General features: G+C 69.8%; 8 protein-coding genes. 6 read left to right on the top strand and 2 right to left on the bottom strand.

Annotated features, from left to right (window positions below; translation table 11 throughout):
* Positions 1–95: 95 nt before the first annotated feature.
* A complete protein-coding gene (locus tag AAF430_06630) occupies positions 96–1304 on the bottom strand; it encodes an FIST N-terminal domain-containing protein (GenBank protein ID MEM7409890.1) in 1209 nt (402 codons plus the stop codon).
* 278 nt (positions 1305–1582) lie between these two features.
* Between AAF430_06630 and AAF430_06635 the strand changes: the two genes are divergently transcribed.
* The 5 genes from AAF430_06635 to ilvD all read left to right on the top strand — a co-directional run bounded on the left by AAF430_06635 (position 1583) and on the right by ilvD (position 9835).
* Positions 1583–2764 (top strand): HRDC domain-containing protein, encoded by a 1182-nt coding sequence (locus AAF430_06635; protein ID MEM7409891.1) that lies wholly within the window; start codon positions 1583–1585, stop codon positions 2762–2764.
* Positions 2765–3197: 433 nt separating this feature from the next.
* Positions 3198–4454 (top strand): hypothetical protein, encoded by a 1257-nt coding sequence (locus tag AAF430_06640; protein ID MEM7409892.1) that lies wholly within the window; start codon positions 3198–3200, stop codon positions 4452–4454.
* A 60-nt stretch (positions 4455–4514) separates the two neighbouring features.
* A complete protein-coding gene (locus AAF430_06645) occupies positions 4515–5810 on the top strand; it encodes an aminopeptidase P N-terminal domain-containing protein (protein MEM7409893.1) in 1296 nt (431 codons plus the stop codon).
* Between the two features lie 77 nt (positions 5811–5887).
* Positions 5888–7840: an acetate--CoA ligase gene (gene acs / locus AAF430_06650; protein ID MEM7409894.1), complete on the top strand. Its 1953-nt coding sequence runs from the start codon at positions 5888–5890 to the stop codon at positions 7838–7840.
* 159 nt (positions 7841–7999) lie between these two features.
* Positions 8000–9835 carry a dihydroxy-acid dehydratase gene (gene ilvD / locus AAF430_06655; protein ID MEM7409895.1) on the top strand — a complete coding sequence of 612 codons (1836 nt, stop codon included), beginning with the start codon at positions 8000–8002 and terminating at the stop codon, positions 9833–9835.
* A 59-nt stretch (positions 9836–9894) separates the two neighbouring features.
* Here the strand turns inward: ilvD and AAF430_06660 are convergent, their stop codons facing one another.
* Positions 9895–10506, bottom strand: coding sequence for a histidine phosphatase family protein (locus AAF430_06660; protein MEM7409896.1), 612 nt, complete (start codon positions 10504–10506; stop codon positions 9895–9897).
* A 169-nt stretch (positions 10507–10675) separates the two neighbouring features.
* On the opposite strand from AAF430_06660, the gene AAF430_06665 reads away from it, so the two are divergent.
* Positions 10676–11882, top strand: a 1207-nt coding sequence (locus AAF430_06665; protein MEM7409897.1) for a M23 family metallopeptidase, incomplete at its 3' end; no start/stop codon positions are given.

The raw sequence follows: 11882 nt of genomic DNA on the forward strand, positions 1-11882 counted from the left end.
GCTGTTCTGTTATTCAGACTGCTGTTCTTTATACCGGAACAACCTCGCGCTCGCACGAATCGGTTGCATCGGGCGCAGGCCTGCAATCAGGAGACTCAGGCGTCGAGGAGGGCGACCACGCCGGTGTAGGTGAGCAGCTCGGGCCGGCCGCCGATGGGGCCCAGCTCGCAGGAACCGAACATCCCGGCCACCGGTGCGGCGCCGAAGGCCTGCTCGAGGTAGGCGGCCTCGAGGCCGGGCACCCCGAAGAAGCCGGCGCCCCGAGCGCAGCAGTCGAAATAGAGGGCGAGGCCCGGAGGTTCTTCGGCCAGCCCGGCGAGCACCGCCTTCAGGTCGTCGCGGGCGGTCTCGGGTTCGCGGTGGACGAAGGCCAGGGAATCGCCCTTTTCGAGCATGCCAGGAATTGCGAACGCATTCGCATCGGGCGCCAAGCCAGCGATGTTCCTGACCAAATAGCCGCCCGGCGCGAGCGGTGCGGCGGGGTCGCGCGGCAGCGCCGCGAAGGTGAACTGGGCGGCCCGGGCCAGGTCGTCGGCGAGCGCGGGGCCGGCCGCCTCCCGGAAGGCGTCGAGGGCGGGACGGCCCTCGAGTTCGAGGACCCACGGACCCTGGGCCTTCGTCACTGTGAGTAGCTCGGTGACCGGGCGGCAGGCCTGGGTCACCCCCACCCGCGCCCGACGGGCGCCGCGCAGCACCAACCCGGCCAACCCTCCGACGTCCAGTTCGCGTGCCGACCACAGCAGCGGCGCCTCGGAGATCGGATCGCCGGCTCCCGCACCGACCACCAGGGCGGGTCCGGCCGCCTCTCGGACCGCGCCGAGCAGGGCGTCCGGGTCGAGGGCGCGCGGGTCGGGGATGAGCACGACCAGGTCCTCGGGGCGCGGGTCGCGGGTGAGCCCGGCGCGCACCTCGTCGGCCGCCAGGTCCTCGTGGCCGGCGAGGTCGGCGAGCCAGAGGGGCTCGGCGTGGAGGCCCTGGACCGCGAGGACGCTGACCCCGGCACCACCCTCGAGTTCCTGACCCGCGCCGAGGACACCATGGGCAAGGGAGCCTACGATCGTCTCGGTGCCGAGCACCTCGCGCGCCGTGGCGACCAACCTGTCGGCGTCATCCCGATGGGCGGGCCCCGCGAACAGGAGGGCGGCGTCGGCGCGGCCGATCGCCCCGCCGAGGGCCTGCTCACAGGCGGCGCGAGTCGCCTCTGCGGCGCCTGGGGCAGCCGAGAACCCGGCGCCCGCGCTCCAGGCCGGGCCTGTCGCCGGCCCTTCCGGGGCGGCGACGCTCGCTCGATTCGGGGCCGTCACGGCCGGCTACCCCTCCAGACTCCCCCGGGCAGGCTCCCCGTGCGGCGGCCTCCGGGCGGTGCGGCGGCGAGGCTAACCGGCCCGAGCCCGGGCGGCCCGGCTTTCGCCGGCGCCGGGCCTCGGCTAGCTTGCGGACACCGGCGTCGGCGCCCCGGCGTCACGTTGGTCCCGCGGCCGACTCCCCACGCGATCTCGGGAATGGATTTGTCGGCCCCCCCTTTCACACGATCCGCGAGCCTCGATTCGAAGGGCGGGCGTACAAGGGTTTGAGGGAGCGAGTGGCGGACTTCGAGTTGGTCGAGACCCGAGAGGATCTCGACGCGCTTGCGCAAGACCTTCTCAGCGAGAAGGTGATTGCCGTCGATACGGAAGCGGACAGCTTCTACCACTATTTCGACAAGACCTGCCTCGTGCAGGTGGGCACGCGGCGCAGCATCTACCTGATCGATCCCCTGAAGCTCGGGGGTCCGGCGGAGCTCGCACCGCTCGCGCCGGTGTTCGCGTCGCCCGAGATCCGGAAGATCTTCCACGCGGCCGAGTACGACATCTTCGTGCTGAAGCGCGATTGCTCCTTCGAGTTCGCGAACCTCTTCGACACGATGATCTCGGCCCAGCTGCTCGGCTACCCATCGGTCGGTCTGTCGAGCATCGCGGCGCGGCACTTCGACGTGAACCTGCCGAAGGACGAGCAGCGTTCCGATTGGTCGCGTCGGCCGCTGACGCCGAAGCAACTCAGCTACGCCGCCGCCGACGTGCTCTACCTGATCACGCTGGCCGAGAAGCTCGGCCGCGAGCTGCGCGCGGCGAAGCGCCAGCGCTGGGCCCAGGAAGAGTTCGAGGCGCTCTGCCGACGGCAGTGGCCCGAGCGCGAGTTCGACCAGCTCGGCTACCTGCGGATCAAGGGCGCGCGCAAGCTCGATCCGAAGTCGCTCTCGGTGCTGCGCGAGCTGTTCCTCTTGCGCGACAAACGCGCGCGCGAGATGGACCGGCCGCCCTTCAAGGTGCTCGGCAACCGCACCCTGATCGAGATCGCGGAGCGGCGCCCGAAGAAGCTCGCCGAACTGGGCGAGATCAAGGGATTCACCGAGCTGTTGATGCGCCGCTTCGGGCGCGAGGTGATGAACGCGGTGCGCGAGGGACGCAAGACCGAACACGGTCCGATCCCGAAAGCCGCCCCTTCCGGCCGGCGACGCATGGACCGCCAGGCCGACAAGCGGCTCGCGAGCCTCAAGCGCTGGCGCGGGAAGCGCGCCACCGAGCTCGAACTCGACCCGGGCGTCCTCTGCCCGAACTCCGCCCTCGAGGCGATCGCCTGGCGCGCACCGGCATCGGCGAAGGACCTCGATGAGCTGCCCGAGTTGAAGGGCTGGTTCCGTCGCGAGTTCGGAGCCGAGGTGGTGAAGGTCGCCGGCGAAGGCGCCCCGCCCCGGGAAAAGGACGGCGGCCCCAAGGCGAAGTAGGCGTCGCCCGGGTTCCACCCGGCCGAAGCGGTGATCCGGCGAGAGGGCCCTGAAACAGGAAACGCCCCTTCGGTGGAACTTCCGACCGAAGGGGCGATCTGATCTGGGCCCAGGCAATCACCGAGAAGGCGGGGTGCCGTTCTGGGGAAAGCGCCTTACGTGTCCTCGGGGGTCACCTCGGGGTGGAACTCAGTCAAACGTGCGCGCCCGCTTTCGTCCGACCTGTCCCTACCAAATCAATCCCATTTCCTGTGCTCCTTCCCTAGAGCAGGTTCCGTGCCACTCTGGCCGAAGCGGGCCCCGACCGGCAGGAAGTCGCCTAAGTCCCCGTGCCTTGGATACTCTTCGTGCCCGAGGACGGCCCTGCAGGGCGCGCGGAGCGGGACCGATGAAATGCATCCTGAGTTGGCACCTGCTCTTTGGGGAAGTTGACATGACGAACGGTCGAACTCCGAAAACCCAAAGAAGTCAGTCTCTTGGGTGCCTCGCCAACCCGCGTGGCACTGCCAACCGAAGTGGCACCCGGTCTCTCACCCTGACTCTCGGGCTGGCCCTGGGCTGGACCCTCGGGTTCGCCGGCTGCGCGCTCCGTCCGGCGCCGGCGGTTCCCGCCGCCGGGCTCCACGTGGCGACGGCACCTGCGCCAAGTGAGAGCGAGCGCTACTGCGCCTGGTACGGCACCGCGGCCGAGGGCGTCCTCTATTTCGGCCAGGCCCCCTTCTGGTCGGCGATGCGCGCGGCCGGCGGCGACCCCACCGCCGACCTGCATCAACCCGGTCCCCAGCGGATCGGGCGCTTCGACCTCGCGGAAGAACGCTGGCTTCCCGCCCTCGAGGTGGGCGGACCCGAGAAGCGATCCGGGGTCTGGGACGTCGCCTTCCACGCGGGGCGCGTCTTCTTCTCGACGTTCTATGAACCGGCGGGCGCGGTGGACCCGGAGACCGGCTTCGTGCAGACCCTCGGCCTCGGCGGTGGCTTGAACGAATGGGCACCCGGACCCGACGGAAGCCTCCTCGTCACCCGCTACGGGTCGGGCCACGACGAACAGGGCAACGGCAGCGTGCTGCGCCTCGACGCGGACGGGGCGCTGCTCGAGGAGTGGCCCTTGAGCGCACCGGCGGGCTACCGCAACGCGCCGAAGACCCCGTCCTGGGACTCGACGCGCAACGAGGCCTGGGTGACGACGGACCTGCTCCCCGTGCTCGATCCCAGCGATGCGGGCAGCCAGCGAGAGGCGTCGACCGAAGACCGCCACGACGCGTTCGTGTTGGGCCGCGACGGTCGGCCCACGCGGACCGTGGCCGAACCCGAGGTGCAGTTCGTGGCGCAGGGCGTCGACGGCCGCTTCTACCGGGCCGAGGTCGAACACTCCGGCGCGGGCACGCACACGCTCTGGGCGGTCATCGAACCCGCCGACCCAGCGGACGAGACCGTCCGGGTGCTGCTCGACCCCGCGTTCCCCGCGGCCCTCGACTTCGTACAGGACGTGCAGCCGAGCCGTGATGGGCGCGTCGCCATCACGCGCTGGAGCGGCCGTGTGCACGTGCTCGACCGTGCGGCGCGCGCGAAGACGGTCGACCTGCCGCGCCTGGATCCCGACGGCCTCTACTACACCGCCGTTCTGTGGGGCGACCGGGTGTGCGCGACCTACTGTGCCGACGTCACCGTGGTTTGCGCGGACGCCCCCTAGCCGGCTTCTCGCGCCCTTCAGCCGCGTTCCCGTCGGGAACGCTCTGGTATGCTTCCCCGCGTGTTCGCCGAACGTCGACAGCGTGTGCGTGATGCGATGGGCCAAGGCGCCGTCGCGATCTTTCAGGGTTCCGGGCTCGCCACTCGCTCACGCGATACCGAGTACCCCTTTCGACAAGACAGCGACTTCTGGTACCTGACCGGCTTCGATCACCCGAACGCCGTCGCGGTGCTCCGCACCGACGGGGGTCCCGCGTTCACGCTCTTCGTCGAGCCGCGCGACCGCGAGATGGAGATCTGGAACGGCTACCGCCCCGGGATCGAGGGCGCCGTCGAGGACTTCGGTGCCGACGAGGCGTACCCGCGGAGCGAACTCCTCGACAAGCTGCCGTCGCTCCTGGGGAAGGCGCAGCGCCTGCACCACGTGCTGGGACGCGACGCCGGCCTCGACGCGCGCCTCGTCGAGATTCTCGAGCAGATGCGCCTGCGCTCGCGCACCAACGTCGAGCCGGCCGAGGCGATCCTCGATCCGCGCAGCATCACCCACGCGATGCGCCTCTTGAAGGAACCCGCCGAGCTCGACGTGATGCGCCGCGCGGCCGAGATCAGCCACGAGGCCCACGAAGCCGCGGCGAAGCTCGCCTGGGACGGCGTGTTCGAGTACGAGCTCGAAGCGGTGCTCGAGTACACGTTCCGGCGTCGCGGCGCGCGCGGCGCTGCCTACACGACCATCGTCGGGGGCGGCGCCAACGCCACGGTCCTGCACTACGTGCGCAACGATCAGAAGCTGCGCGAGAACGAGCTGGTGCTGATCGATGCGGGCTGCGAGCTCGAGGGCTACGCGTCCGACGTGACGCGCACCTACCCGGTCGGTGGTCGCTTCACCGGGCCCGGGCGGGCGCTCTACGAAGTGGTGCTCGCGAGCCAGCAGGCCGCGTTGGACCAGTGTCGCCCCGGGAAGACGCTGCCCGAGGTGCACGACGCGTCGGTCAAGGCGCTCGTCGAAGGGCTCGTCTCGCTGAACCTCTTGCAGGGCGACCCCGCCGAGCTGATGGCCCGCGAGGCGTACAAGCCCTTCTACATGCACTCGACCAGTCACTGGCTCGGCCTCGACGTGCACGACGTGGGCAGCTACCGCGAAGACGGCGAAGCGCGGAAGCTGGCTTCCGGACAGGTCTTCACCGTCGAGCCCGGCCTCTACGTCGCGAGTGACGCCGAGGTCGACACGCGCTTCCGAGGCATCGGCATCCGCATCGAGGACGACGTCGCGATCACCCAGAGCGGCCACGAGAACCTGAACGCGGCGCTGCCGAAACACCCGGACGAGATCGAGGCGTTGGTCGCCGAAGGACGCTAGTCGCCCGCGCACCCAACGCCTCCTGGACGCGCCCGTGTGCGCGCAGAACCCCCGAGCGAAGAAGGACCCGACACGCCATGGCCGACATCGAATCGCTGCTCAAGGAGAAGCGCGTCGTCAAACCCGACCCGAAGTTCGCGAAGCAGGCGAACTGGTCGCGGAAGGAAGTGAACGAGCTGCGTCGCGCCGGCGAGAAGAATCCGCAGCGCTTCTGGGCGAAGATGGCGAAGGAGAACGTCGACTGGTTCACGCCCTGGAAGAAGGTGCTCGACTGGAAGCCGCCCTTCGCGAAGTGGTTCGTCGGCGGAAAGACCAACGTCTCCTACAACTGCCTCGACCGACACCTCGAGGGGAAGCACGCCTGGCGCCGCAACAAGGCAGCGATCATCTGGGAAGGCGAGCCCGGCGACATCCGCACCCTCACCTTCGGCCAGCTCCACGCCGAAGTCTGCAAGTTCGCGAACGTGCTCAAGGGTCAGGGCATCAAGAAGGGCGACCGGGTCGCGCTCTACATGCCCATGATCCCCGAGCTGCCGATCGCGATGCTGGCCTGCGCACGGATCGGCGCGCCCCACAGCGTGGTGTTCGGCGGCTTCTCGGCCGAGGCGCTGCGCGACCGCATCAACGACGTCGGCGCGAAGCTGGTGGTGACCGCCGACGGTGGCTACCGCCGCGGCGCGCCCTACCCGCTGAAGCCCGCCGTCGACGAAGCCCTGGAAGGCGTCGACGGCGAGATGTCGGTGGTGGTGGTGCAACGCACGGGCGAAGCGACGGCGATGCAGGCGGGCCGCGACCGCTGGTGGCACGAGCTGATGGAAGGCGCGTCGGCCGACTGCAAGCCGGCGAAGCTCGACTCCGAGCACCCGCTCTTCGTGCTCTACACCAGCGGCTCGACGGGGAAGCCGAAGGGCATCCTGCACACCACCGGCGGCTACCTCACCCACGTCACCACGACGGCGAAGGCGATCTTCGATCTGAAGGAAGAGGACACCTACTGGTGCACGGCCGACTGCGGTTGGATCACCGGCCATTCCTACGTGGTCTACGGCGTGCTCGCGAACGGCGCGACCACCTTGATGTACGAAGGCGTGCCCACCCACCCGGGCCCCGACCGCTTCTGGGACATCATCGAACGCCACAAGGTCACGATCTTCTACACGGCACCGACGGCGATCCGCACCTTCGTGCGGCTGGGCGACGAACATCCGAAGAATCACGACCTGTCGTCGCTGCGTCTGCTCGGCACCGTCGGCGAGCCGATCAACCCGGAAGCCTGGATGTGGTACCACCGCGTGATCGGCAAGAAGAAGTGCCCGATCGTCGACACCTGGTGGCAGACCGAGACCGGCGGAATCATGATCACCCCGCTGCCCGGCGCGGTGAACACGAAGCCCGGTTCGGCCACCCGCCCCTTCCCCGGCATCGCGGCGAGTGTCTACGACGACGACGGCAAAGCGGTGAAGGCACCCGACGGCGGCTTCCTGGTCGTCGAGAAGCCCTGGCCCGGCATGCTGCGCGGCATCTGGGGCGATCCCAAGCGCTTCAAGGAGCAGTACTGGAGCAAGTACAAGGGCATCTACTTCGCCGGGGACGGCGCCCACCGCGACAAGGACGACTACTTCTGGATCATGGGCCGGATCGACGATGTGATGAACATCTCCGGCCACCGGATCGGCACGATGGAAGTGGAGAGCGCGCTGGTCTCCCATCCGAAGGTGGCCGAGGCGGCGGTGGTCGGACGCCCGGACGAGCTGACCGGCACAGCGATCGTGGCTTTCGTGACGCCCCTCGGCGGCACCGAGGTCGACGACGCCCTGCGGAAATCGCTGCTCTCCCAGGTGTCCTCGCAGATCGGTGCGATCGCGAAGCCGAAAGAGATCCGCTTCACCGACGCGCTCCCGAAGACGCGCTCGGGGAAGATCATGCGTCGCCTGCTGCGCTCGATCGCGACCGGCGAGGAGGTGGCGGGCGACACCACGACCCTCGAGGACTACAGCGTCCTGGCGAAGCTCCGCGAGGGCGACGAGTAGGGGACGCGGGAGGGCTCTCTACGGCCGTCCAGCGCCTTCTCGCACCCCGGCCCGGCCCACGGGCGCGGGGCGCGGGGCTCCAGTCGTAGACAGGCGGGAAGGCCCACGAGCGATATCCTGGAGGCTCGGGCGCACCCCCCAGGCGCCGCGGAGACCTGCATGCCCCAGTACCGCTCGAAGACCTCTACCCACGGCCGGAACATGGCCGGTGCCCGCGCCCTCTGGCGCGCCACGGGCATGAAGGACGACGACTTCCGCAAGCCGATCATCGCGGTCGCGAACTCCTTCACCCAGTTCGTGCCGGGCCACGTCCACCTGAAGGACCTCGGCCAGCTCGTGGCACGCGAGATCGAGGAAGCCGGCGGCGTTGCCAAAGAGTTCAACACGATCGCGGTCGACGACGGGATCGCGATGGGCCACGACGGGATGCTCTACAGCCTGCCCTCGCGCGACCTGATCTCCGATGCGGTCGAGTACATGGTGAACGCGCACTGTGCCGACGCGATCGTCTGCATCTCGAACTGCGACAAGATCACGCCGGGCATGCTGAACGCCACCATGCGGCTGAACGTCCCGACCGTGTTCGTTTCCGGTGGGCCGATGGAAGCCGGCAAGACGCGGCTCTCCGAGAACAAGCTCGATCTGATCGACGCAATCGTGCAGGCGGGCGACGAGAGCGTGAGCGACGAGGACCTGGCCGAGGTCGAGCGCTCGGCCTGCCCCACCTGCGGCAGCTGCTCGGGGATGTTCACGGCGAACTCGATGAACTGCCTCACCGAGGCGCTCGGGCTCTCGCTGCCCGGCAACGGCACCACGCTGGCCACCCACCGCGACCGGGAGATGCTCTTCCGCAAGGCCGGCCGACTGATCGTCGAGATCACGAAGCGCTACTACGACGAAGACGACGCCTCGGTGCTGCCGCGCAACATCGGCAGCAAGCGCTCCTTCGAGAACGCGATGTGCCTCGACATCGCGATGGGCGGCTCGACGAATACCATCCTGCACCTGCTGGCCGCCGCACAGGAAGGCGAAGTCGACTTCTCGATGGCCGACATCGACCGCCTGTCGCGCAAGGTCCCCCAGCTCTGCAAGGTGGCACCGAGCACCTCCGAGTATCACGTCGAAGACGTGCACCGGGCGGGCGGCGTGATGCGCATCCTCGGCGAGCTCGACCGCGCCGGGCTCCTCGACACGAGCGTGCCGACGGTCCATGCGGCGACGATGGGCGAGGCCCTCGACGCCTGGGACGTCCGGCGCACCGACGACAAGGACGTCCACGAGTTCTTCCGCGCGGGCCCCGCTGGAATTCCGACCCAGACTCCCTTCAGCCAGGACACCCGCTGGCCCAGCCTGGATCTCGACGCGAAGCTCGGCTGCGTGCGCTCTTCCGAGAACGCCTACTCGAAGGAGGGTGGCCTCGCGGTGCTCTACGGCAACCTGTCCGAGGACGGGTGCGTGGTGAAGACTGCCGGCGTCGACGACGAACTCCTCGTCTTCGAGGGGCCGGCGTTCGTGTGCGAGAGCCAGGAAGCAGCGATCGAGGCGATCCTCGGCGACCAGGTGAAGGCCGGCGACGTGGTGGTCGTGCGCTACGAGGGACCGCGCGGCGGCCCGGGCATGCAGGAGATGCTCTACCCCACCAGCTACATCAAGGCGAAGGGGTTGGGGAAGTCGTGCGCCCTGCTCACCGACGGACGCTTCTCCGGCGGCACCTCGGGTCTCTCGATCGGACACGTCTCACCCGAGGCGGCCGGCGGCGGCGCGATCGGACTGGTGCAGCCCGGCGACAACATCCGCATCGACATCCCGAACCGCAGCGTCGAGCTCGTGTTGCCCGAAGCCGAACTGGCCGAGCGACGTCGCGCCCAGGACGAACGCGGCTGGCAGCCCGTCGAACCGCGACCGCGGAAGGTGAGCACCGCGCTCAAGGCCTACGCGCTGATGGCGACCAGCGCAGACCGCGGCGCGGTCCGCGACCTGTCCGGTCTCGAGTAGCGCCCGCTCGATCCTCTCGGAAAGCGGATGGCGGCCCCGCCAGCGCAGGGCGAACGCGGCTAGGCCGCGTCTTCGTTCACGCCTTCGGGATCGCTGCTGCGTCGGCCGAGGATCCAGCCCTCGCCGTCCTGGGTCACCGAGACGATCTCGCCCAGGGCGGGCGCGTCGGCGTCGGGCGCCTCGCCGACCAGCTGCTGGACGATCGTGCGGATGACGCCCTTGTGGGCCACCACCAGGATGTTCGCCGCGCCGCTGTTCTTCAGCTGATCGAGGCCCGCGAGCACACGGGTGCGGAACGCGTCCAGGGGCTCGCCGTTGGGGAACCCGAAGTCCGCGGCGCCTTCCTGCCAGGCCTGGTAGAGCGCCGGATCCCGCTCCTGGATCTCCTGGGCCGTCAGCCCTTCCCAGCGCCCGAAATGGATCTCGCGGAACTCGGGCATCAGGCGCACCGGCTGACCACCCGCCAGCATCGAGGCGCTCTGCCAGGCGCGCGAGAGCGGGCTCGACACCACCAGGTCGAAGACTTCGGTGGCCATCGCGAGCCCGGCGGCGCGGACCTGGCCGCGTCCTTCATCCGAGAGGCTCACGTCGCTGCTGCCGTGAAAGCGTTCGTGGGAGTCGCCAACGGTGTTGCCGTGGCGAAGCAGGACGATGCGACGAAGGGTGGCCATGATTCCTCGGTGGTGATCCGCGCGGCAGAGGAGCGGCCGGGCGCGGGGGATCTGGTGGAGCGCGGGGAGGATGAGGGAGGGGCCGGCGAGCGTCAACGTCGGCCGCTCCGGGCGGCTGGGGTGTGCCCCGGCAGCGTCGGGTACCCTCTGCGCGGGTTCTGGGGGGGTGATGAACGCGACAGGTTGGGTCCTTCTTCTGCTGCTGAACGTCGGTCTGGGGATCGGTGGCTTCACCTGGTACCGCGCCGAGGGGGCTGCACCGGGCCTCGTGGCGCCCGAGTCGCTCATCGTTGGCCGGGCCGGCGCCTCGGTGGCGCTCGAGGCAACCGACGCGCGCGCCGGGCTCCGTGCCCTGGAGGCCGTCGTGGTCCACGCGGGCGGGGAGCTGACGCTGCTCGACGAGTCCTACCCGGGAAACCTCTTCTCCGGCGGACTCCGCTTCCGGGAGAGCGCTGAGATCCCGCTGGTCGCGAAGCAGCTCTCGGATGTGAAGGGTCCGGCCACCCTGCGCGTCCGGGTGCGCGACTGGGCCTGGCGGGACGGCTTCTCGGGCAACCTGACCGAGCAGGAGATCCCGCTCACCGTCGACCTCGAAGCACCGCGGGTGGCCGTCCACAGCGGGCTCACCTACGTGAAGCAGGGCGGGTCGGGCGCCGTCGCCTATCGGGTCTCCGAACCCACCGCGCGCGACGGCGTGCGCGTCGGCAGCGTCGAGTACCAGGGATTCCCGCGGCCGGGCGGACGCAAGGGCGAGCGCGTGGCGCTGTTCGCGATCCCCGCGGACGGCGATGCGAACGCGCCCGTGGTGGTCTTCGCGCAGGACGCCGCGGGCAACGACGCCACCGCCGGCTGGCCGCTGCGCGTCCAGGCCCGCCCCCAGCCGGAAGCCCAGGTGCGGCTCTCGAAGTCGTTCCTGACCAACGTGGTCCCGCGGCTCGCGAACGGCGGCGAGGGCAACGCCGCGGCGTTCCACGACGTCAACACGCGGATCCGCGCGGAGAACGAGGCGAAGATCCGCGAGCTGATCGCCGACAGCCAGGACACCCCGCTCTTCGACGGCGCGCTGCGCCAGATGTCCGGGTCGAAGGTCACCAGCCGCTTCGGCGAGCGCCGGGGATACGTCGTCGACGGCGAAGAGATCTCACGGGCGGTGCACTACGGCTACGACCTCGCGTCGTTCGCGGCGGCCCCGATCACCGCGGCAGCCGCGGGCAAGGTCCTCTTCTCCGACGACCTGGGCATCTACGGCAACTGCGTGATCATCGACCACGGCCTCGGGCTCGTCACGCTCTACGGACACCTGTCGCGGCGGGGCGGGCAAGCGCGCGCCGCCCACGACCACCCAGCACCCCAACCGCACACACCCCCCCCCCCCC

Source organism: Myxococcota bacterium (assembly GCA_039030075.1).
Lineage (GTDB): Bacteria > Myxococcota_A > UBA9160 > UBA9160 > SMWR01 > JAHEJV01.

What these genes read in the sequence shown, in the direction of transcription:
- AAF430_06640 (MEM7409892.1), top strand. Translation starts at nt 3,198, where the DNA reads ATGACGAACGGTCGAACTCCGAAAACCCAAAGAAGTCAGTCTCTTGGG.
- acs (MEM7409894.1), top strand. Translation starts at nt 5,888, where the DNA reads ATGGCCGACATCGAATCGCTGCTCAAGGAGAAGCGCGTCGTCAAACCC.
- ilvD (MEM7409895.1), top strand. Translation starts at nt 8,000, where the DNA reads ATGCCCCAGTACCGCTCGAAGACCTCTACCCACGGCCGGAACATGGCC.
- AAF430_06660 (MEM7409896.1), bottom strand. Translation starts at nt 10,506, where the DNA reads ATGGCCACCCTTCGTCGCATCGTCCTGCTTCGCCACGGCAACACCGTT.